The organism is Pseudomonas sessilinigenes (genome assembly GCF_003850565.1).
Taxonomy (GTDB): domain Bacteria; phylum Pseudomonadota; class Gammaproteobacteria; order Pseudomonadales; family Pseudomonadaceae; genus Aquipseudomonas; species Aquipseudomonas sessilinigenes.
In genome coordinates, this window is record NZ_CP027706.1 from 131,866 (window position 1) to 156,554 (window position 24,689).

General features: G+C 61.3%; 8 protein-coding genes. 6 read left to right on the forward strand and 2 right to left on the reverse strand.

Annotated elements, in window-relative coordinates; translation table 11 throughout:
* Positions 1–12 precede the first annotated feature (12 nt).
* The gene (gene lapD / locus C4K39_RS00675; RefSeq protein WP_068575492.1) at positions 13–1,959 is read left to right on the forward strand and encodes a cyclic di-GMP receptor LapD; all 1,947 of its coding nucleotides are present in this window, start codon (positions 13–15) and stop codon (positions 1,957–1,959) included.
* A gap of 40 nt (positions 1,960–1,999) precedes the next feature.
* On the opposite strand, the gene C4K39_RS00680 is transcribed toward lapD, so the two are convergent.
* Positions 2,000–2,338 carry a tryptophan synthase subunit beta gene (locus C4K39_RS00680; RefSeq protein ID WP_068575493.1) on the reverse strand — a complete coding sequence of 113 codons (339 nt, stop codon included), beginning with the start codon at positions 2,336–2,338 and terminating at the stop codon, positions 2,000–2,002.
* A gap of 160 nt (positions 2,339–2,498) precedes the next feature.
* Positions 2,499–16,661, reverse strand: a complete 14,163-nt coding sequence (locus C4K39_RS00685; protein ID WP_124345427.1) for a retention module-containing protein — start codon at positions 16,659–16,661, stop codon at positions 2,499–2,501.
* Between the two features lie 364 nt (positions 16,662–17,025).
* On the opposite strand from C4K39_RS00685, the gene C4K39_RS00690 reads away from it, so the two are divergent.
* The 5 genes from C4K39_RS00690 to C4K39_RS00710 all read left to right on the forward strand — a co-directional run bounded on the left by C4K39_RS00690 (position 17,026) and on the right by C4K39_RS00710 (position 24,664).
* Positions 17,026–18,378: a TolC family outer membrane protein gene (locus tag C4K39_RS00690; RefSeq protein ID WP_068576279.1), complete on the forward strand. Its 1,353-nt coding sequence runs from the start codon at positions 17,026–17,028 to the stop codon at positions 18,376–18,378.
* A 38-nt stretch (positions 18,379–18,416) separates the two neighbouring features.
* Positions 18,417–20,573, forward strand: a complete 2,157-nt coding sequence (locus tag C4K39_RS00695) for a type I secretion system permease/ATPase (protein ID WP_124345428.1) — start codon at positions 18,417–18,419, stop codon at positions 20,571–20,573.
* Positions 20,563–21,930, forward strand: a complete 1,368-nt coding sequence (locus C4K39_RS00700; RefSeq protein WP_068576275.1) for an HlyD family type I secretion periplasmic adaptor subunit — start codon at positions 20,563–20,565, stop codon at positions 21,928–21,930. The genes C4K39_RS00695 and C4K39_RS00700 overlap by 11 nt, the downstream gene beginning before the upstream one ends.
* A 151-nt stretch (positions 21,931–22,081) precedes the next feature.
* On the forward strand, positions 22,082–23,005 hold the full coding sequence (locus C4K39_RS00705) for a LysR family transcriptional regulator (RefSeq protein ID WP_068576273.1): 924 nt from the start codon (positions 22,082–22,084) through the stop codon (positions 23,003–23,005).
* A 114-nt stretch (positions 23,006–23,119) separates the two neighbouring features.
* Positions 23,120–24,664, forward strand: a complete 1,545-nt coding sequence (locus tag C4K39_RS00710) for an MFS transporter (protein WP_124345429.1) — start codon at positions 23,120–23,122, stop codon at positions 24,662–24,664.
* The last annotated feature ends 25 nt before the right edge of the window (positions 24,665–24,689 follow it).

The window sequence follows — 24,689 nt, forward strand, 5'->3', positions numbered from 1 at the left end:
GCACGAGCTCAGATGTCTTTGTTCAAACAACTGCTGATCGCAATCTGCGTGTTCCTGGTCGTGGCCTTCAGCGGCAGCTTCATGGTCAGCCTGGAAAGTTCGCGTACCCAGTACGTCAATCAACTGCGCTCCCATGCCCAGGACGCCGCCACCGCATTGGCCTTGTCGCTGACCCCGAGCATCGATGACCCGGCGATGGTCGAGCTGATGGTCAGCTCGATCTTCGACAGCGGCTACTACGCCAGCATTCGTGTGGTCGACCTGGCCACCGACAAGACCATCGTCGAGCGTAGTGGGGTCCCTGAGGTGAGCAACGTGCCGCAGTGGTTCGTCAACCTCATCGGCCTGGAGCCAGCTGGCGGCGACGCCCTTGTCAGCCGTGGCTGGGAGCAGGCGGCGCGGGTCGAGGTCATCAGTCATCCGATGTTCGCCGTGGCCAAGCTCTGGCAGAGCGCCCTGGGCAGCCTGGGCTGGCTGCTGATCTGTGGCGCGGTGAGTGCGGTGCTCGGCGCGCTGTTGCTGCGCCGCCAGCTCAAGCCGCTGGACTACATGGTCAAGCAGTCCCATGCCATCGCGCGCCGCGAGTTCCTCAGCCTGCCCGAATTGCCACGTACTCCCGAATTACGCCGGGTCGTGCAGGCCATGAACCAGATGGTGGAGAAGCTCAAGGCACTGTTCCAGGAGCAGGCCGAGCGCAGCGAAAAGCTGCGTGCCGAGTCCTACCAGGACAGCCTGACCGGGTTGGCCAACCGGCGGTATTTCGAGATGCAGCTCAACGCGCGGGTCAGCAATCCGGAGCAGGCCAGCTCCGGCTACCTGCTGCTATTGCGGGTCAAGGACCTGGCAGGCCTGAACCAGCGTCTTGGTGGCCAGCGTACCGACCAGCTGTTACAGGCAGTGGGCGAGCAGCTGCTGCGTGAATGCGACAAGTATCCTGAGACCCATAACCTGGTGACCCGGGTCCGTGGTGGCGAGTTCGCAGTCCTGGCTCCCGGGCTGGTGCGTGAGGAAGCCATCCAGCTGGCCCAGAACCTGGACAGTGCCCTGGGCAACCTGCACGCCACCGGGGCCACCGATGTGGCTTCGGTCGCATCGATCGGCTTGGCGGCCTTTGCCCATGGCGACTCGCCACAAGCCGTGCTCAGCCTGGGTGACCAGGCCCTGGCCCAGGCCGAAGCCCAGGGGGATGCCAGCTGGGCCTGCCTGGACCAGCACGCCAGTGCCCAGGTGGGGGACGACCACCACGCCTGGCACCGGTTGCTGGACCAGGCCCTGTCGCAACGACGCTTCCAGCTGTATTTCCAGCCTGTAGTGGCGGCGCAGGATACGTCGGTGGTGCTGCACAACAAGGTGCTGTCGCGGCTGTTGGATGAGCAGGGGCAGACCATTCCTGCAGGGCGCTTCCTACCCTGGCTGGAGCGCTTTGGCTGGACCTCGCGCCTGGACCTGCTGATGCTCGAACAGGTGCTTGGGCACTTGGCTGGACACTCCGAGTCGCTGGCGTTGAACCTGTCGGCCGCAACCCTGGGTGACCCGCAGACCATGAACCGGGTGTTCGAGCTGTTGCGCCAGCATTCGGACCTTGGATCGCGCCTGACCCTGGAGATCGGTGAAGAACAACTGCCGGACCAGGCGCGCCTGGAACAGCTGACCCGCCAGTTGCGCAGCTTGGGCTTCTCCCTCAGCCTGCAGCGCTTCGGTGGTCGCTTCAGCATGATCGGCAACCTGGCGCGCCTTGGCCTGGCCTATCTGAAGATCGACGGCAGTTACATCCGTGCCATCGACCAGGAAAGTGACAAGCGCCTGTTTATCGAAGCCATCCAGCGCGCCGCCCACAGTATCGACCTGCCACTCATCGCCGAGCGGGTCGAGACCCAGGGCGAGTTGCAGGTGATTCGTGAGATGGGATTGTTCGGGGTACAGGGGCAGCTGTTCGGCGAACCCGCTCCCTGGCGTTGAAAACTGATCGCCCCATGGCCGGCATACCGGCCATGGGAGGTCAGATCAGTCCGGTTTCATCGTCATTGATCAACCGGCTCAAGCCGCCCAATGTCTCACGGGCGTTACTACGGTCCAGCAGCTTGGCCTGGGCCGCCTCCGGCAGATCGGTAATGCGGATCACGCCCTTGCTGGTCAGAACCTGAATCAGGTCGTCCAGCACCCGAACCATTTCCAGGTCACTGTGCTTGAGCTGCTTGAGGCTGATTTCCACTGCCTCGTTGGCGTACCAGGTCTGGATCTCATGGTGATCGGCGGGCAGCGTCTCGGTGGCTTCGGCAAACGCCGCAGCCTCCACGCGAACCAGTTGGCCCTGTGCATCGCGTTGCACGTAGAACATGGCATATCCCTCAGGCATTTTTTTCAGCGTCGGCCGTCGACAGCACAGGCCGGCGTGGCTCCCATGGCGCGAGTATGCGGTGTGCCGAGGCAATCGTCACGACGCGTGCTGTGCAGCGAAACCCGGCAGCCTCCCGCAAGGGGTGGCTGCCGGGCGCCGATCAGCTGTTGTTGTGATCGATCTTGATGGTCGGGTCGCTACCGGCAATCAACGAATTGATGCTGGTATTGGACCAGTTGTTGCCTTCCAGCTTGATCGTCACGTCGGCATTGGCCAGGCCGCCGGCGGCATTGAGCTTGCCTTCGGAGCTGACCTGCAGGGTCGAGACCCCGTCCACGGTGGTGATCTTGAGGAAGTTGTCGATGGTACTGGCGCTTTCGCCCTGCAGCAGGTCCCGCAGGTCGATACGGTCCCCTTCGCTGGCCTTGAAGTCCTTGATCACGTCGTTACCGATATCGCCGGCCTTCCAGACGAAGGTATCGGCTCCCGAACCGCCGATCAGGATGTCGTTGCCCTGGCCGCCGATCAAGGTGTCGTTACCGGTACCGCCCAGCAGGATGTCATTGCCCTTGCCGCCGTCCAGGAGATCGTTGCCACCCTGGCCGAAGAGAATGTCATTGCCGGCACCACCCAGCAGCGTGTCGTTGCCATCGTGGCTGCCAGACACATCGAACTCGGTGTAGTGCTCGGTGATGTACTGGTGCACGTTGCTGGCGCTGACCTTGCTGACATCGACGCCGGTCTGCTTGGCCACATAGGCCTGCATGGCCTGGTAACCCTCGCCGGCCACGCCGTTGAAGCTCACCAGGTCGCCGAACAGGATGTCGTTGCCATTGCCGCCATTGATGGTGTCCGACCCCGGCATGGTGGCCTCGGTATGGCCGATGATCGAGTTGGCCAGGTCCTTCGGATCGATGTTGGTCTGCGGCTTGCCATCGGTGTCGTATGGCTTGAGGTCATTGAGGCTGACCCCGTTGTTCAGGCCGATGGCCTCCACTTCCGACAGCTTGCTCAACAACGCGAAGCCGGAATTGGAGTTGTTGGTGGTGTTCCAGTCGGTGCTGCCACCTGAACCAGCACGGTACGACAACTCGTAGGTGCCGTCGCCCTGGGCGTGCAGGGTGCCCAGGGTCGAGGCGTTCCAGTAGCCGCTCCAACTGTTGTAGGTCTGCAGGGTCAGCGTACCGTTGCTGCTCACGCTGTAGGCGTGGGTGTTGTCCAGGTAGGTGGTATTGATCGTGTCGCCCAGCTTGTAGTTATTGACGTTGATCAAGTCATCGAGCCTCGGACCGCCACTGTAGAGCGTCGGGTTGGTCTGCTCGCCAGCCTGGTAGAAGGTCGGCTTACCGTCGGTGATGAAGTACGTCAGGTTCTTGGCATTGGTGTTGCTGGTGGCCTGGTTGCTCTGGAAGAAGTTGGCCGTGGTCTTGAACACGTCTTCATAGTTGGTACCGCCGTCGGACCTCATCGAGTCCAGTACGGCCTTGAGCTGGTTCAGGGCGTTCGGGTCGTTGAGGTTCACCGATACTGCCTTGTTGACCTGAGAGCTGAAGTCCGCGAGGAAGATGTTCACCGTGCCCGAACCGGCGCCGCCAATGCTGTTCTTCAGGGTGTTGAACACCGAGGTCAGGGAATCCTTGGCCGCGTTGATGGACGAGCTGCTCATGCTGCCCGAGGTGTCCACCATGAAGGCGATGTTGTAGTTGGTGCCCGGGACCACGGTCAGGCCGCCGATGTCGGCGACCACGATATCGTTGCCGTCGGTACCGTTGACGGTATCGTCGCCGGAGGTGCCGACTACGGTGTTGTAGACGGCCGGGTAGACCTTGACCGGGATCTGCGCCGAAGTGCTGGCAGAACCGCCCAGGGACTCGGTGGAGGTCGAGGTCACGTTGAGGTTGAACGTGCCGTTGTAGTAAGGCGGCGGAGTGACCGTCAGGCTGCCCAGGTTCCAGCCGGTGACGTTGGCCTCGCCGTTGGTTGCCGTGGCGGTGAAGGTGTGTCCGGCGCCATCGCTGAGTACCGAGCCGGCCGGGATGCCGCCGATCTTCACGCTCAGGGTTTCCGAGCCGTCGGTATCGGTCAGTGCGGTGCTGATCTTCACCAGCTTGACGGTGCCACCTTCGGCGCCTTCATTGAGCTTGTAGCCATCGTAGTAGCCCTCGCCGTTGCTGCCGTGCAGCTCGGAAAGGGTGACGCCGGCATTGTTCAGCGCGGTTTCGTTAGGGTACATCGGGATATTGGTGTTGCTCAGGTCGACTGGTGCACCGCCATTGACCGACAGGTTGACGTCATAGCTCCCCGGGCCGCTCTGGTTGGCATGGTAGATGTCCAGGGTGTAGTAGCCGCTGGTGGTCGGGGTGAACGAGCCGCTGATACCGCCACCCGAGCCCCAGACAGCGGTCGCCACGTTCTTGCCGCCAATGGTGATCAGCAGGCTGTCGTCGCCGGTACCGCTGAAGCTGTAGGTCTTGCCGGCCTCCAGGTAGATCAGGCCGGACGTTTTCGAACCGCTGCCGCCTGTGACGTTGGCATCGGACTGGGCATTGGTCACCGTCGTGCTGCTGGTCGGTTTGCCGGAGTTGTCGAACACCGCCTTGAGCGCGTCGCCGGTAATGCCGTTGCCGTTGGTTCCCAGGCCATTGAGGCTGCTCCAGGTCTCTTTGAGCAGACCGATGGAGTTCACATTGTTGTTATCCACACCCAGGCTCGGCGCATCCGCCACTGGTGCGATGTCGACCTTGACCGTGCCGGTGTTGCCCAGGGCCTGGCCATCGGTTGGCTGGAACTTGATCTGCGCGTAGTCCGCCTGCTTGTTACCCACGCCGGTGCCGCCGTAGCCATCGATACCGGAAGCGTTGGCGTCAGGCATGAAGCGCAGCTTGCCAGCGTCGATATCGGCTTTGCTGAAGGTCTGGTTGTTGGCCACATCCTTCCAGGTCGCACCGTCCAGGTACTGCAACTTGCCCTCGCCAGGCAGCTGGGTGATCTTCACCCCCAGGCTCGATGCCGGGCTGTCGACGTCGCTGACGCCGAAGTTGCTCCAGCTCAGGGCCAGAGGCGTGTCCTCGGTACCGGTCACGGCACCGCCGGTGGCCACAGGGGCATCGTTGACCGCCACCACGTTGACGGTGGTGGTGGCGACGTTGGAGTAGTGGTCGCCGTCGGTCACGGTCACGGTGATGACCCGTGGCGTGGTGCTCGGGTCTTCACTGTTGTTGGTGAAGGTGATGTTCTTGATCTGCTGCATGTAGTCGGCCAGGGTCGCCTTGCCCGACAGGGTCAGCGTGATCGAACCATCCTTGCTGTTGGCGTTGATGCTGATGCCGTTGACGCTATTGCCCAGGTTCAGCGAGTCGCCAGGCTGACGGTTGGTCAGCACGATAGTGGCGCCGGTGAGCATGGTGCTGTCCGGGTCGGTGATGCTCAGGTCGGTATCGGCAATCGACACGCCAGGACCGGCAGTACCCTCGGTGAAGGTGACCTTGTAGTCGGCACCGGTGGCGCCGCTGGAGTTGTTGGCATCCAGGTCGATGACCGGCGGTGCGTCGTTGTCGATGATCGAGGTGTTCACACTGCCATTGGTGTCGCTGACCACCAGTTTCTCGAAGTTGCCACCGCTGGCCGAGTCGATCTTGACCACGAAGTTTTCCGTGCTTTCGGTGATCTTGTCGTCGATGGTCGCCACGTTGAAGGTGGCACTGCTGGCGCCGGCCGGGATCTTCACGGTGTAGACGCCCGTGAAGTCCGAACCGTCTGTGGCCGTACCGCTGTAGCTGATCTTCAGGGTGACTTCGGTCTGCGCCGGGTGCGTCAGGCTCACGGTGTAGGTGGCCGTCTGGCCCTCGACGACCGAAGCGCTGCCGGTGATGCTGACAGACGTGGTGTCGATGGTATCGGTGACGTTGGTCACGGCCGGAGTGGTATCGGTGACCAGCTTCTCGAAGTTGCCACCGGTAGCGCCGCTGATGCTGGCGTTGACCTTGCCGGCGTCGATGTACACGTCATCGGCTGGCGCGGCGACGGTCACGGTGCCGGTGGTCTTGCCCGCGGCGATGGTGATGACGGCGCCGTTGTTCAGGGTCACGGTCACCGGCGTGCCGGCGGCGTTGCTCAAGGTGGCGGTGTAGACGATCGAGCCGCCCTCGGCCACGGTGCCGGTAGCGCTGAGGCTGAGGGTCGTGGTGTCGACGGTATCGGTCACGGTGGTATTGACCGGAGTCTTGTCCCCTACGAGTTTCTCGTAGTTACCGCCGCTGACGTCGGTGATCGAGTTGGTCACGGAGCTATGGCCGATCAGGGCATCGTTCGGGGCCGTGATACTCACCGAGCCAGTGCTTTCGCCAACCGGGATGGTGATCTTCTCGCCATTGGCCAGGGTGACGGTCACCGGCGAACCGGTGACCGGCGCGGTCACGGTGGCGGTGTAGGTGATGGTTCCGCCTTCGGCCGCCGAAGACGTGGCCTTGAGGGTCACGGTGGAGGTATCGATGGTATCGGTGACATCGGTCACGGCTGGCGTGGTGCTTGGGACCAGCTTCTCGAAGTTGCCGCCTTCGGCTTTGGTGATGGTCGCTTCGACCTTGCCGGCATCTTTATAGACGTCGTCAGCCGGAGCCGGAACGGTGACAGTGCCGGTGGTCTTGCCGGCACCGATAGTGATCACTGCGCCGTTGCTCAGGGTCACGGTCACCGGAGTACCGGCAGCGTTGCTCAGGGTGGCGGTGTAGGTGATCTGGCCACCTTCGGCCACGGACGGTGTGGCCGTCAGCGACAGGTTGGTGGTGTCGATGGTGTCGGTCACGGTGGTGCTGACCGGTGTTTTATCCGCGACCAGGTTTTCGTAGTTACCGCCGCTGACGTTGGTGATGGAGTTGGTCACGGCGGAGTGGCCAACCAGTACGTCGTTTGGAGCGGTGGTGTTGATCGAGGCAGTGGTTTCGCCGACTGGAATGGTGATTTTTTCACCGTTAGCCAGGGTGACGACCACAGGCGAGCCAGTCACTGGAGCGGTGACGGTGGCGGTGTAGGTGATCTGGCCGCCTTCAGCCGCCGATGGGGTCGCCTTCAACGATACGGTCGAGTCGTCGATGGTATCGGTGACATCGGTCACGGCTGGCGTCGTGCTCGGTACCAGCTTCTCGAAGTTGCCACCTTCAGCCTTGGTGATGGTGGCTTCGACCTTGCCCGCATCCTTGTACACATCGTCCGCAGGGGCGGCGACGGTCACGGTACCTGTGGTCTTGCCGGCACCGATCGTGATCACGGCACCGTTGCTCAGAGTCACGGTGACGGGAGTGCCGGCAGCGTTGCTCAGGGTGGCGGTGTAGGTGATCTGGCCACCTTCGGCCACGGACGGTGTGGCCGTCAGCGACAGGTTGGTGGTGTCGATGGTGTCGGTCACGGTGGTGCTGACCGGTGTTTTATCAGCGACCAGGTTTTCGTAGTTACCGCCGCTGACGTTGGTGATGGAGTTGGTCACGGCGGAGTGGCCAACCAGTACGTCGTTTGGAGCAGTGACGTTGATCGAAGCAGTGGTTTCACCAACCGGAATGGTGATTTTTTCACCGTTGGCCAGGGTAACGACCACAGGCGAGCCGGTGACTGGGGCAGTGACAGTCACGGTGTAGGTGATCTGCCCGCCTTCGGCTGCCGAAGGCGTGGCCTTCAAGGACACGGTCGAGTCATCGATGGTGTCAGTCACATCAGTAACGGCAGGCGCTGGGTTGGTCACCAGGTTTTCGAAATTGCCGCCTTCAGCCTTGGTGATGGTCGCTTCGACCTTGCCGGCATCCTTGTACACATCATCGGCAGGCGCAGGAACAGTGACAGTACCGGTAGTCTTGCCCGCTTCGATGGTGATTACGGCGCCGTTGCTCAGGGTCACGGTCACCGGAGTACCAGCAGCGTTGGTCAAGGTCGCGGTGTAGGTGATCTGGCCACCTTCAGCCACGGTGCCCGTGGCAGACAGGCTCAAACCAGTGTCATCAACGGTATCGGTGACATTGGTGTTGACTGGAGTTTTGTCCGCTACGAGGTTCTCGTAGTTGCCACCGCTCACATCGGTGATGGAGTTGGTGACGGAGGAGTGACCAACCAGTGCATCGTTTGGAGCAGTGACGTTGATCGAGGCGGTGGTTTCACCGACCGGGATGGTGATCTTCTCGCCATTGGCCAGGGTGACTACAACCGGTGAGCCAGTCACTGGAGCGGTGACAGTCACGGTATAGGTGATCTGTCCGCCTTCGGCTGCCGATGGGGTTGCTTTCAACGACACAGTCGAGTCGTCGATGGTATCGGTGACGTTGGTGACCGCTGGCGCAGGGTTAGTCACCAGGTTCTCGAAGTTACCGCCTTCAGCCTTGGTGATGGTGGCTTCAACCTTACCGGCGTCTTTATAAACGTCGTCAGCCGGAGCTGGGACGGTGACGGTACCGGTGGTTTTACCGGCTTCGATGGTGATCACCGCGCCATTGGACAGAGTCACGGTGACCGGGGTACCGGCGGCGTTGGTCAGGGTAGCGGTGTAGGTGATCTGGCCACCCTCAGCCACGGTGCCAGTAGCGCTGAGGCTTAGGCCAGTGTCATCGACAGTGTCGGTGACGTTGGTGTTAACCGGAGTCTTATCGGCGACCAGGTTCTCGTAGTTACCGCCACTTACATCGGTAATGGAGTTGGTCACCGAAGTGTGGCCAACCAGGGCATCGTTTGGTGCGGTGATGTTGATCGAAGCAGTGGTTTCGCCGACTGGGATGGTGATCTTCTCGCCATTGGCCAGGGTGACGACCACAGGCGAACCCGTCACTGGAGCGGTGACGGTCACGGTGTAGGTGATCTGGCCGCCTTCAGCCGCCGACGGAGTTGCTTTGAGCGACACAGTCGAGTCATCGATGGTGTCGGTGACGTTGGTGACCGCTGGTGCCGGGTTGGTCACCAGGTTCTCGAAGTTGCCACCTTCAGCCTTGGTGATGGTCGCTTCAACCTTACCGGCGTCTTTGTAGACGTCGTCTGCTGGAGCCGGAACAGTGACAGTACCGGAGGTTTTACCCGCCTCAATGCTGATGACTGCGCCGTTAGACAGGGTCACGGTGACCGGAGTACCCGCAGCGTTGGTCAAGGTCGCGGTGTAGATGATCTGACCACCCTCAGCCACGGTACCAGTAGCGCTGAGGCTCAGGCCTGTATCGTCGACGGTATCGGTCACATTGGTGTTGACGGGAGTTTTGTCCGCTACGAGGTTCTCGTAGTTGCCGCCGCTCACATCGGTAATGGAGTTGGTGACGGAGCTGTGGCCGACCAGTGCATCGTTTGGTGCGGTGATGTTGATCGAGGCGGTGGTTTCGCCGACTGGGATCGTGATCTTCTCGCCATTAGCCAGGGTCACTACAACCGGCGAGCCAGTCACTGGAGCGGTGACGGTCACGGTATAGGTGATCTGCCCGCCTTCAGCCGCCGATGGGGTTGCTTTGAGCGACACGGTGGAGTCGTCGATGGTGTCAGTGACGTTGGTGACAGCTGGCGCTGGATTGGTTACCAGATTTTCGAAGTTACCGCCTTCAGCCTTGGTAATGGTGGCTTCAACCTTGCCGGCGTCTTTATAAACGTCGTCTGCTGGCGCTGGAACCGTAACGGTGCCGGAGGTTTTACCGGCTTCGATGGTGATCACGGCGCCGTTGGACAGAGTCACGGTGACCGGAGTACCGGCAGCGTTGGTCAGGGTGGCGGTGTAAACAATGGAGCCACCTTCAGCCACAGTTCCAGTAGCACTCAAGCTCAGGCCAGTGTCATCGACGGTGTCGGTGACGTTGGTATTGACTGGTGTCTTGTCGGCTACAAGGTTCTCGTAGTTGCCGCCGCTCACATCAGTGATGGAGTTGGTGACGGAGCTGTGGCCAACCAGGGCATCGTTCGGTGCGGTGATGTTGATCGAAGCAGTGGTTTCACCAACCGGGATGGTGATTTTTTCACCGTTGGCCAGAGTGACGACCACAGGCGAGCCAGTCACAGGGGCTGTGACAGTCACGGTATAGGTGATCTGCCCACCTTCGGCTGCCGAAGGGGTTGCTTTCAACGACACGGTGGAGTCGTCGATGGTGTCAGTCACATCAGTAACGGCAGGCGCTGGGTTGGTCACCAGGTTTTCGAAATTGCCGCCTTCAGCCTTGGTGATGGTCGCTTCGACTTTGCCGGCATCTTTGTAGACATCGTCAGCCGGAGCTGGAACGGTCACGGTGCCAGAGGTTTTACCGGCTTCGATGGTGATTACGGCGCCGTTTGACAGCGTCACGGTGACCGGGGTGCCGGCAGCGTTGGTCAGGGTGGCGGTGTAAACAATGGAACCGCCTTCTGCCACAGTTCCAGTGGCGGAGAGGCTCAGGCCAGTGTCATCGACGGTATCGGTCACATTGGTATTGACTGGTGTCTTATCAGCTACGAGGTTCTCGTAGTTGCCACCGCTCACATCGGTGATGGAGTTGGTGACGGAGCTGTGGCCGACCAACGCATCGTTCGGTGCGGTGATGTTGATCGAAGCAGTAGTTTCACCAACCGGGATGGTGATCTTCTCGCCATTAGCCAGGGTCACTACAACCGGCGAGCCAGTCACTGGAGCGGTGACGGTCACGGTGTAGGTGATCTGCCCGCCTTCAGCTGCCGATGGGGTTGCTTTGAGCGACACAGTCGAGTCGTCGATGGTGTCAGTCACATCAGTAACGGCTGGTGCAGGGTTAGTCACCAAGTTCTCGAAGTTACCGCCTTCAGCCTTGGTGATAGTCGCTTCAACTTTACCGGCATCTTTGTAGACGTCGTCTGCTGGCGCTGGAACCGTAACGGTACCGGTGGTTTTACCGGCTTCGATGGTGATGACTGCGCCGTTAGACAGGGTCACGGTGACCGGAGTACCGGCAGCGTTGGTCAGGGTGGCGGTATAAACAATGGAACCACCTTCAGCCACAGTACCAGTAGCGCTGAGGCTCAGGCCGGTATCGTCAACGGTGTCGGTGACATTGGTGTTGACGGGAGTTTTGTCCGCTACGAGGTTCTCGTAGTTACCGCCACTCACATCGGTAATGGAATTGGTCACCGAAGTGTGGCCAACCAGGGCATCGTTTGGAGCAGTAATGTTGATCGAAGCAGTGGTTTCGCCGACTGGGATCGTGATCTTCTCGCCATTAGCCAGGGTCACTACAACCGGCGAGCCAGTCACTGGAGCGGTGACGGTCACGGTATAGGTGATCTGCCCGCCTTCAGCCGCCGATGGGGTTGCTTTGAGCGACACGGTGGAGTCGTCGATGGTGTCAGTGACGTTGGTGACAGCTGGCGCTGGATTGGTTACCAGATTTTCGAAGTTGCCACCTTCGGCTTTGGTGATGGTCGCTTCGACCTTGCCGGCATCCTTGTACACATCATCGGCAGGCGCAGGAACAGTGACAGTACCGGTAGTCTTGCCCGCTTCGATGGTGATTACAGCACCGTTGGACAGCGTTACGGTGACCGGGCTACCGGCGGCGTTGGTCAGGGTAGCGGTGTAGGTGATCTGGCCACCCTCAGCCACGGTGCCAGTAGCGCTGAGGCTCAGGCCAGTGTCATCGACGGTGTCGGTGACGTTGGTGTTAACCGGAGTCTTATCGGCTACGAGGTTCTCGTAGTTGCCACCGCTCACATCAGTGATGGAGTTGGTGACGGAGCTGTGGCCTACCAGGGCATCGTTCGGTGCGGTGACGTTGATCGAGGCAGTGGTTTCGCCGACTGGGATGGTGATCTTCTCGCCATTGGCCAGGGTCACTACAACCGGTGAGCCAGTCACTGGAGCGGTGACGGTCACGGTGTAGGTGATCTGCCCGCCTTCAGCCGCCGATGGGGTTGCTTTGAGCGACACAGTCGAGTCGTCGATGGTGTCGGTGACGTTAGTAACGGCTGGTGCAGGGTTAGTCACCAAGTTCTCGAAGTTACCGCCTTCAGCCTTGGTGATAGTCGCTTCAACTTTACCGGCATCTTTGTAGACGTCGTCTGCTGGCGCTGGAACCGTAACGGTACCGGTGGTTTTGCCTGCTTCGATGGTGATGACTGCACCATTACTCAAGGTCACAGTCACTGGCGTACCAGCGGCGTTGGTCAAGGTCGCGGTGTAGGTGATTTGGCCACCCTCAGCCACGGTGCCGGTAGCGGACAAGCTCAAGCCGGTGTCATCAACGGTGTCGGTGACATTGGTGTTGACCGGCGTTTTATCGGCTACGAGGTTTTCGTAATTGCCACCGCTCACATCAGTGATCGAATTGGTGACGGAGCTGTGGCCGACCAACGCATCGTTCGGTGCGGTGACGTTGATCGAGGCGGTGGTTTCACCAACCGGGATGGTGATCTTCTCGCCATTAGCCAGGGTCACTACAACCGGCGAGCCAGTCACTGGAGCGGTGACGGTCACGGTATAGGTGATCTGCCCGCCTTCAGCCGCCGATGGGGTTGCTTTGAGCGACACAGTCGAGTCATCGATGGTGTCAGTGACGTTAGTAACGGCAGGTGCTGGGTTGGTCACCAGGTTTTCGAAATTGCCGCCTTCAGCCTTGGTGATGGTGGCTTCAACCTTACCGGCATCTTTGTAGACATCGTCAGCCGGAGCAGGGACGGTCACGGTGCCGGAGGTTTTGCCTGCTTCGATGGTGATGACTGCACCATTACTCAAGGTCACAGTCACTGGCGTACCAGCGGCATTGGTCAGGGTGGCGGTGTAAACAATGGAACCGCCTTCTGCCACGGTGCCCGTGGCGGACAGGGTCAAGCCGGTGTCATCAACGGTGTCGGTGACATTGGTGTTGACGGGAGTTTTGTCCGCTACGAGGTTCTCGTAGTTACCGCCACTCACATCGGTAATGGAGTTGGTCACCGAAGTGTGGCCAACCAGGGCATCGTTTGGTGCGGTGGTGTTGATCGAAGCAGTGGTTTCACCAACCGGGATGGTGATTTTTTCACCGTTGGCCAAGGTCACCACGACTGGAGAGCCTGTCACAGGGGCAGTGACAGTCACGGTGTAGGTGATCTGTCCACCTTCGGCTGCCGACGGAGTCGCTTTGAGCGACACGGTCGAATCATCGATGGTGTCAGTCACATCAGTAACGGCAGGTGCTGGGTTGGTCACCAGGTTCTCGAAGTTACCGCCTTCGGTCTTGGTAATGGTGACTTCAACCTTGCCGGCATCTTTATAAACGTCGTCAGCCGGAGCTGGAACGGTCACGGTACCGGTGGTTTTACCGGCTTCGATGGTGATCACGGCGCCGTTGGACAGAGTCACGGTGACCGGGGTGCCCGCAGCATTAGTCAGTGTCGCGGTGTAAGTGATCTGGCCACCTTCAGCTACGGTGCCAGTAGCGCTGAGACTCAGGCCGGTATCGTCGACGGTATCAGTGACATTGGTGTTGACGGGAGTTTTGTCCGCTACGAGGTTCTCGTAATTACCGCCACTCACATCGGTGATGGAGTTGGTGACGGAGCTGTGGCCTACCAGGGCATCGTTCGGTGCGGTGACGTTGATCGAGGCGGTGGTTTCGCCGACTGGGATGGTGATCTTCTCGCCATTGGCCAGGGTGACGACCACAGGCGAACCCGTCACTGGAGCGGTGACGGTCACGGTGTAGGTGATCTGCCCGCCTTCGGCTGCCGAAGGCGTGGCCTTCAAGGACACGGTCGAGTCATCGATGGTGTCAGTGACGTTAGTAACGGCTGGCGCTGGGTTGGTCACCAGGTTTTCGAAGTTGCCGCCTTCGGTCTTGGTAATGGTGACTTCAACCTTGCCGGCATCTTTATAAACGTCGTCAGCCGGAGCTGGAACGGTCACGGTACCGGTGGTTTTACCGGCTTCGATGGTGATCACGGCGCCGTTGGACAGAGTCACAGTCACCGGGGTGCCCGCAGCATTAGTCAGTGTCGCGGTGTAAGTGATCTGGCCACCTTCAGCTACGGTGCCAGTAGCGCTGAGACTCAGGCCGGTATCGTCGACGGTATCAGTGACATTGGTGTTGACGGGAGTTTTGTCCGCTACGAGGTTCTCGTAGTTGCCGCCGCTCACATCGGTGATGGAGTTGGTGACGGAGCTGTGGCCGACCAACGCATCGTTCGGTGCAGTGACGTTGATCGAGGCGGTGGTTTCGCCGACTGGAATGGTGATCTTCTCGCCATTGGCCAGGGTGACGACCACAGGTGAGCCAGTCACTGGAGCGGTGACGGTCACGGTGTAAGTGATCTGCCCACCTTCGGCTGCCGAAGGCGTGGCCTTCAATGACACGGTCGAGTCATCGATGGTGTCAGTCACATCAGTAACGGCAGGTGCTGGGTTGGTCACCAGGTTTTCGAAGTTGCCGCCTTCGGTCTTGGTAATGGTGACTTCAACCTTACCGGCATCTTTATAAACGTCGTCAGCCGGAGCCGGAACGGTCACGGTGCCGGAGGTTTTGCCTGCTTCGATGGTGATGACGGCGCCGTTGGACAGAGTCACGGTAACGGGAGTACCCGCCGGGTTGGTCAGGGTAGCGGTGTAGCTGATCTGGCCACCTTCTGCCACGGAGCCGGTGGCGGACAGGGTCAGGCCAGTATCATCGATGGTATCGGTAACCGTGGTTTGTGCAGGGTTGCCATTGACCTCGAGTTTTTCGTAGTTGCCACCTTCAGCCTTGGTAATGCTGGTGCTCAGGGAGCTGCCGCCGGCCAGGGCATCGTTAGGCGCGGTGAAGTTGACCGAGCCGGAAGACTCGCCGACCGCAATGGTGATGGTCTGGCCGTTGGACAGGGTCACCACGACAGGCGACCCGGTGACGGGGGCGGTGACCGATGCGGTATACACCACGGTACCGCCCTCGGCGACGCTTGGGGTCGCGGTCAGGCTGATGGTGGAGGTGTCGATGGTGTCGGTGACGTCCGTGACGGCCGGCGTGGTGTTCGGCACCAGGTTCTCGAAGTTGCCACCCTCGGTCTTGGTGATGCTCACCTCGACCTTGCCCGCATCCTTGTAAACGTCATCGGCGGGTGCCGGTACGCTGATGCTGCCGGTGCTGGCACCGGCGGCAATGGTGATCACCGCGCCGTTGGACAGGGTCACGGTCAGGGGCGTGCCCGCCGGGTTGGTCAGGGTCGCGGTATAAACGATGGTGCCGCCTTCGGCCACGGTACCGGTAGCGGTCAGGCTCAAGCCGGTATCGTCGATGGTATCGGTAACGGTGGTTACCGCCTTGCCCGGGTTGGCGACCAGGTTTTCGAAGTTGCCGCCGTCGGCCTTGGTGATACCGACTTCTACCGTACTGCCATTCTTGTAGACGTCGTTGGCTGGTGCCGCTACGTCTACCGAGCCGCTGGACTTGCCCGCCTCGATGGTGATCACCGAACCGTTGGACAAGGTGATGGTCACCGGTGTCTGTGCCGGGTTGGTCAGGGTGGCGGTGTAGGTGATCTGCCCGCCTTCGCTGACGCTGCTATCGGCGGTCAGGGTGACAGTGGTGGTGTCGATGGTATCGGTGATCTGGGTCACCGCCGGGTTCGGGTCGACGGTGACGATCAGGCCGCTGCCGCCCGTGGTGCCGGTTACGTTGACGCTGATCTGGCCCGGATCGATATAGACGTTGTCCTGCGGCGCCATGGGCACCTGCACGGTGCCCGTCAGCTGGCCGGCGTTGATCACGATTACCGCGCCATTGGACAGGGTCACGGTCAGGTCGGTCAGTGGCGCCTGGGTCAGGGTGGCGGTGTACACCAGCGTGCCGCCTGCCTCGGTAATGCTTGGGGTCGCACTCAGGGTGAGGGTGGACGGCCGCAGGCTATCGCTGCCGTTGCCGTTGTTGGTCAGGCCATTGTTGTCCTGGCCGCCGAATGTATTGTCCAGGGCCGAAGTGGTGCGCCCCAGGCCGGCAGTTGGGAAGCCGATGGTGGGGTCGACCCGGCCAGCGGTTTCTTCCAGCTGGACGAAGCTGTGACCGCCACCCGCGGCGCCTCCAGGGCCTGTTGCGGTCGGGCCGGCGGCAGTGGCTTCCAGGTCGGTGGTCGGGTCGACGCCGGCAGCGATGGCTTGCTGCAGCTCGGCAACCGAAGGCGCGGCCTGGGCAGCGGCTTGGGCCAGGTCGCTACCGGAGTCGGGTGCGGCACCGCTCCATTGGGTGTCGCGGCCCAGGTCGAGTGTGCGTCCATCGGTCAGTTCCAGGCTGACGGCCCCGGCCGTGCCGGTGTCCACCTGATCACCCACGAACAGGCGATCGCCTTCGATGAGTATGCGTCGGATCCCTTCCGGGGATACCACGAAAACTTGACCGACAATGCTTTTGACGATGGCAACAACACTGCTCATTGGGGACTCTCCGGTGTACCGCTCAGTCGACTTCCATGTACCGGCTTGGGCGCTGGCCGCAACTCAGTCTGGACGTACATTGCTATGTAATGGGGGAACGGCTAATTGACAGAATGCTTTGTCAAAAATTTGGCTATATTTCTTCGAGATTAACTTTATGCCAAACTATTGACCTTATGGGTGCCATCCTAAACAATCGCTGAATTAATGTCACATTGATATTCACGCGGTAACCTGACTTGAAGTATGTGAACCAGTTCTTAGTTTGAACTTTCCGACGGACGGTCGTTGTGGTTGTAGTCATTCGATGTGGTGCCACATTCTGACGTGATACTGGACATGCTGTCCGAGGGAACTTCTTACCATGCGTTTTCACCTGTTCAAGGCCTTGCCCTTCGCTCTTGCAGCCAGCTTCGTGCAGGCTCAAACACTTCCTGAAGCCATGCAGAAAGCACTGGATGTGCACCCGGAAATCCAAGCCGGTGTGAACAGCCGTCTGGCTGCTGACTATCAACTGAAGGCGGCGAAAGGTGGCTACTTGCCACGAGTCGACATGTTGGCCGGTTATGGCCGTGAAGGCACCGATAACCCCACGACTCGTGCGGGAAGCGGTAGCAATCACTGGGAGACCATGACTCGCGGAGAGTCAAGTTTACGTCTCCAACAGATGGTTTTTGACGGTTTTGCAACCTCCAGTGAGGTTGGGCGTCAACAAGCCACCGTTAACTCCCGGGCGTATTCCCTGTTGGGTACCTCCGAACGCACCGGCCTGACCGTGGCCCAGGTGTACCTGGATGTGCTGACCCGTCGTCAATTCGTGCAACTGGCCGAAGACAACCTGCGCAATCACGAGCGCATCTACGACCAGATCAAGTTGCGCACCCAGCGTGGCGTAGGCAGTGGTGCCGACCTCGATCAGGCTGAGGCGCGCCTGGCACAGGCCCGTAACAACCTGATCACCGAGCAGACCAACCTGGCCGACTCCCAGACCAACTACCTCAGCGCCGTCGGGCAACTGCCGGACCAGTTGGAGCGCCCAGCCAGCTTCATGGCGATGATGCCGGCCAATCTCGATGAAGCCCGGCGCCAGATGCTGGAGAACAGCCCGATCCTGCGCTCCGCCGAGTCCGATATCGTGGCTGCCGAGAAACAGTACGAAGCAGCCAAGTCGGCCTTCTACCCACGCTTCGATGCGGAGCTTGGGCGTACCGCCGATAACGACCTGGATGGCCAGAACGGTCATAACAACGAGTGGCAGGCCATGTTGCGCATGCGCTTCAACCTGTTCGCCGGCGGCAGCAACAAGGCCGACCTGGAGTCCAAGGCCTACCAATCGAACCAGGCCCTGGACATCCGCAACAACGCCCTGCGAGTGCTGAACGAAGAACTGGGCCTGGCCTGGAACGCCATGAACAACGCCAATTCCCAGGTACCGATCGCCCAGGAATATGTCGACCGCAGTACTGCCGTGCGCACTGCCTACCAGAAACAGTTCAGCCTGGGCGAGCGTACCCTGCTGGACCTGCTCGACAGTGAAAACGAATTGTTCACCGCTTCCCGTCGCTTGGCGGAGATCAAGAACATTCAGTTATTTACTCAGTATCGAATCAAGGCGACCATGGGCGAGTTGCTCAAGAGCCAGGGAGTGGTCGCTCCGATGGCCTCCGTCGTACAGAACGACGTGAAGCCCAAGGTCCAGCTGCCTGGGATGAATTGAGCTAATTTCATCCAATAGCCAGTCATAGAGTGTCGAGCGTGGAATCAGAAGTCAGTCGAGTGCAACTCAATAATGATCCACGCGGCATGCATGACGACCCTTTATTGGATGGTTTGCTGACCCTCTGCTTCCTTCACCAGAAGCCTGCCAGCGCGGCGATGCTGACCACCGGTCTGCCATTGCCATCCCAGCGCCTGAGTGCCGCGCTGCTGCCTCGCGCAGCGGCCCGGGCGGGGCTTCAGGGCCGCGTCCTGCGGCGCCAGCTCGAACAGATCCCGGCGATCGCCATGCCTGCCTTGCTGTTGCTCAAGGATGGGCGTAGCGCCGTACTGTTGGGCTGGCAGGGGGATGACCAGGCACGACTGCTGCTCAGCGAGAGCGACGGCGGCGAAGTCTGTGTCAGCCGGCAACTGTTGGCCGACGACTACAGCGGGCAGGTGTTCTTCGCCCAGCCCCAGCACAAGTTCGACGTCAACCACGGCTCGCTGATTCCCCGGGCCCGCTCCTGGTTTCGCGATACCCTCAAGCGCTCGCGCTGGCTGTATGCCGATGCCATTGCCGCGAGCCTGTTGATCAACATCATCGCCATGGCCGCGCCGCTGTTCGTGATGAACGTCTACGACCGGGTCGTCCCCAACCAGGCCACCTCGACCCTGTGGGTGCTATCCATTGGCATCATCGGCGCCTACGTCTTCGACCTGATCCTCAAGGGCCTGCGCAGCCTGTGCCTGGACCTTGCCGGGAAAAAGACCGACCTGATCATCTCCGCCACGCTGTTCGAACGCATCGTCGGCATGGCCATGAAGTACCGCCCGCCTCGGGTCGGCAGCTTTGCCCAGAACATCCATGAGTTCCAGAGCCTGCGGGACTTCCTCGCTTCGCTGACCCTCACCAGCCTCATCGACCTGCCGTTCACCCTGCTGATCTTCCTGGTGATCGCCATCCTTGGCGGACACCTGGTGTGGATCCCGGTGCTGGCGTTCCCGCTCGCCCTGGGGATCGGCTACGCCCTGCAGAAACCGCTGGTGGCGACCATGGAGAAGACCATGGCCCTGGGCGCCGAGCGCCAGTCGAGCCTGATCGAGACCCTGGCCGGGCTGGATGCGGTCAAGGTCAACAACGCCGAGAGCGAGCGCCAGTACCAGTGGGAACAGACCATCGGCACCCTCAGCCGCCTCGAGCTGCGAGTGAAGATGCTGTCCAGCCTGGCGATGAACATCACCCTGCTGATCCAGCAGTTGGCCGGGGTGGTGATGATCATCTTCGGCGTGTACCAGATCATCGACGGCAACCTCAGCATGGGTGGCCTGATCGCCTGCTACATGCTCAGCGGCCGGGCTCTGAGCCCGCTCGCCTCATTGTCCGGCCTGCTGACCCGCTACCAGCAGGCTCGCGTCACCATGACTTCGGTAGACCAGATGATGGAGCTGCCCCAGGAGCGCAATTTCGACGAGCGCCCGTTGAGCCGCAGCGTGCTGCAGGGCGCCATCGAGTGCCGGCAGTTGAGCTTCACCTACCCGGGCCAGCAGAACCCCGCGCTGAAGAACATCAACCTGGTGATCAAGCCGGGCGAAAAGGTCGGCATCATCGGGCGCAGCGGTTCGGGCAAGAGTTCCCTGGCCAAGTTGCTGGTGGGGCTCTACCAGCCGGACTCGGGGGCCCTGCTGGTAGACGGCGTGGATATCCGCCAGATCGACGTCAGCGAGCTGCGCCACAACATCGGCTATGTGCCCCAGGACATCCAATTGCTGGCCGGTACCCTGCGTGACAACCTGACCTCAGGTGCCCGCTACGTCGAGGACGAGCTGGTGCTGCAAGCCGCCGAACTGGCGGGGGTCCATGAATTCGCCCGGCTGCACCCGCAAGGCTACGAACTGCAGGTCGGCGAGCGCGGGCAGAACCTGTCCGGCGGCCAGCGCCAGAACGTCGCCCTGGCCCGCGCCTTGTTGCTCAATCCGCAGATCCTGCTGCTCGACGAACCCACCAGCGCCATGGACAACACTGGCGAGGAGCGCCTGAAGAAGCGCCTGGAAGCCGTCGTGCAGAGCAAGACCGTGGTCCTGGTCACCCACCGGGCGTCGCTGTTGTCGCTGGTCGACCGGCTGCTGGTGGTGGATCGTGGGCAGATCCTGGCCGATGGCCCGAAAGCTGTGGTCATGGAAGCGTTGAAGAAGGGGCAGATCAGTGTTGCTTAAGTCGGGATTCAAGGACTCGATCCGCCGTTATTTCAAAGGTACCGATTCCCTCCAGGGGCAACCGCTGCCGGAGGTCAACAAGGCCCTGATCGAAGATGCGCCGCGGGTTATCCGCCTGACCATCTGGGGCATCATCGCGTTCTTCCTGTTCATGGTGCTATGGGCCAACTTCGCCGTGATCGATGAGGTGACCAAGGGCGAGGGCAAGGCCATTCCATCGTCCAAGGTGCAGAAGATCCAGAACCTGGAAGGTGGGATCGTTGCCGAGCTGTACGTCAAGGAAGGCCAGGTGGTGGAGGCCGGTGCGCCGCTGATCCGACTGGACGACACGCGCTTCCAGTCCAATGTCGGCGAGACCGAGACCGTGCGCCTGTCCATGCTGCTGCGAGTCGAGCGCTTGAGTGCCGAAGTTGAAGAGCGGCCGTTGAGCTTTTCCGAGGATGCGCTGCGCGATGCGCCCGGCCAGGCCGCCAGCGAGCGATCGCTGTATGAAAGCCGCCGCCAGCAGTTGCACGACGAGATCGGTGGCCTGCAGGAGCAACTGATCCAGAAGCAGCAGGAACTGCGCGAGTTCAATTCCAAGCAGGCGCAGTACCGCCAGCAACTGGGCTTGCAACGCCAGGAAATCAACATGTCCGAGCCGCTGGTGGCCCAAGGGGCGGTATCGCCGGTGGAAGTGCTGCGGCTCAAGCGTGCCGAGGTCGAGACCCGCGGCCAGCTGGATGCCACGACGCTGGCGATTCCCCGCGCCGAGTCGGCCATCAAGGAAGTGCAACGCAAGATCGATGAAACCCGCGGCAAATTCCGCAGCGAGGCCCTGACCCAGCTCAATGAGGCCCGTACCGAACTGAACAAGGCCAGTGCCACTGGCAAGGCCCTGGAAGACCGCGTCAGCCGGACCCTGGTCACCACGCCGGTGCGCGGCATCGTCAAGCAATTGATGGTCAACACCATCGGCGGTGTGATCCAGCCGGGCAGCGACATGGTGGAAATCGTCCCGCTGGACGACACCCTGTTGGTCGAAGCCAAGATTCGTCCCCAGGACATCGCCTTCCTGCACCCGGGGCAGGAGGCGATCGTCAAGTTCAGTGCCTATGACTACACCATCTACGGCGGCCTCAAGGCCCGCCTGGAACAGATCGGTGCGGACACCATCACCGACGAAGACAAGAAGACCACCTACTACATGATCAAGCTGCGCACCGAGCGTAGCCACCTGGGCACCGATGACAAGCCACTGCTGATCATCCCCGGGATGGTGGCTTCCGTGGACATCATCACCGGCAAGAAGAGCATCCTCAGCTACCTGCTCAAACCCATCATCCGCGCCCGCGCCGAAGCCCTGCACGAGCGCTGATCGTCGCGTTCACCTTCGCACTCACTGCACCCCGGCCACACGCTGCTTGCGCGTGTGGCCGGGCGTGCTTGTTGATTTCCCTCACGATTGCCCCGGGCAACCCTGCTAGCATTGCATCCTGATCACTATCGATCGGTGATGAGTGCTTGCTATGCAACTCCCGGACATGAACCTGCTGTTAGCCCTCGATGTCCTGCTGGATGAGGGCAGCGTAGTGGGCGCCGCGCGCCGCATGAATCTCAGCCCGGCGGCCATGAGCCGCACCCTGACGCGAATTCGCGACGCCCTCGGCGATCCGGTGCTGGTGCGCGCGGGGCGTGGTCTGGTGCCCACCCCCAAGGCCCTGGAGTTGCAGGGCCAGGTGCGTGACCTGGTGGAGCAGGCGGCCATGGTGTTCCGTTCCGCGGACCGGATCGACCTGTCGTCGTTGCAGCGGCGTTTCAACGTGCGCGCCAACGACTTCTTCGTCGGTGTCTACGGCGGCCGCCTGATCGACACCCTGGAGCGCCAGGCGCCGTTATGCGAGCTGCGCTTCGTCCCCGAGGGCGATGGTGACGATGAAGCCCTGCGCGAAGGGCGGATCGATCTGCGCATCAGTAACACCCGGCCCCTGAGCCCGGAGGTGAAGGTGCAGAACCTGTTCACCACCAACTTTGTGGGCCTGGTACGCGAAGATCATCCGCTGCTGGCCGAAGAGATCACCGCCGAACGCTTTGCCGCCTATCCCCACATCAGCATGTCCCGCCGTGGTATCGCCCGCGGTCCGATCGACACGGCGCTGGCCGAACAGGGTCTCAAGCGCCGTGTGCCGATGATCGCCCCGGGCTTCCATGCCGCGATGTTCATGCTGCCGGACTCGGACCTGATCCTGCCGGTGCCCAAGGAGTCCCAGTTCAGCGTCCGGCGCCTGGGACTGCGCCTGCGCTCCTTCGTGCTGCCCATCTCCCTGCCGACCTTGATCCTGACCCAGGCCTGGCACCCGCGCTATGACCAGGACCAGGCACACAAATGGTTTCGTGAGGTGGTGCGTACTTGCTGCCTGGAAACCTGGACGGAAGCCCAGCCACCGACGTAACTGGAGATCGATAATTGCGTCTGGTGCATTTATTAAGTTCCAATAAGTCAGTTTTCGTCAGCATCACCTGTTCTTAAACTGCTCTGGTGTTTCTTTAACTGGAGCGGTACGTCCATGAGTTCCCTCGCTGTCGCTGCGCCTGCTTCGGTCGAAGCCGCCAGCAAGCCGGCAGCCATGCCTGCGCAAACCTTCGGGCTGCGGATCGTCATCGGCCTGGTGGGTGTGTTGCTGGCGGTGCTGGTCTCCGGTCTCAATGAGATGGTGACCAAGATCGCCCTGGCGGATATCCGTGGTGCGCTGTTCATCGGCTACGACGAGGGCACCTGGCTGGTGGCCTGCTACACCGCTACCTCGGTGGCGGCCATGGCATTCGCCCCCTGGTGTTCGGTGACCTTCTCCCTGCGACGCTTCACCCTGTGCGCCATCGCGATGTTCACCCTGCTGGGGATCCTGTGTCCCTTCGCCCCGAACTACGAAAGCCTGTTGTTGCTGCGCACCCTGCAAGGCCTGGCCGGTGGTGCCCTGCCACCGATGCTGATGACCGTGGCCCTGCGTTTCCTGCCGGCGAATATCAAGCTCTATGGCTTGGCCGGCTACGCCCTGACCGCCACTTTCGGCCCGAGCCTGGGCACGCCCCTGGCGGCGTTCTGGACCGAGTACGTAGGCTGGCGCTGGGCGTTCTGGCAGATCGTGGCACCCTGCTTGCTGGCCATGGCTGCCGTCGCCTATGGCCTGCCCCAGGACCCGCTGCGCCTGGAGCGTTTCAAGCAGTTCAACTGGCGTGGCCTGCTGCTGGGTTTCCCGGCGATCTGCATGCTGGTGATCGGCATCCTGCAGGGCAACCGCCTGGACTGGTTCGAGTCGCCTCTGATCACCGTGCTGCTGGGTGGCGGCCTGATCCTGCTGGTGCTGTTCATGATCAACGAGTGGTCGCAGCCGATTCCCTTCTTCAAGCTGCAGATGCTCGGTATCCGCAACCTGTCGTTCTCCCTGGTGACCCTGGCTGGGGTGTTGGTGGTGCTTACCGCCGTGATCATCATTCCGTCCTCCTACCTGGCCCAGGTCCAGGGCTACCGGCCGTTGCAGACGGCGCCGGTGATGCTGGTGATGGCCCTGCCACAGCTGATCGCCCTGCCGCTGGTGGCGGCCCTGTGCAACCTGCGCTGGGTCGACTGCCGCTGGGTGCTGGGGATCGGCCTGGGCATGCTGACCTTGTCCTGCCTGGGGGGGACGCACCTGACTTCGGTGTGGATCCGTGATGATTTCTACGTACTGCAATTGCTGCAGATCTTCGGCCAGCCGATGGCGGTGCTGCCGTTGCTGATGCTCTCCACCGGCAGTATCGCGCCGGTAGAAGGGCCATTCGCGTCGTCCTGGTTCAACACCGTGAAAGGCCTGGCGGCAGTGATTGCTACCGGCGTGCTGGATGTACTGACCACCCACCGCCTGCACCTGCACTCCACCATGCTGGTGGACAGCCTGGGCAACTCGCCCCTGGTGGACGACCGGGTGCCCGGCCTGGCCGCGCGCCTGCACCAGCAGGCGGTGGTCCTAACCTCAGCCGACCTCTATTTCTGCATGGCAGGGGTGGCCGCTGCGCTGATCCTGCTGATTTTCTGGTTGCCGACGCGGATCTATCCACCGCGGGCGCCTGTTTGAACGCTGATCGATACGGAAGAATTCC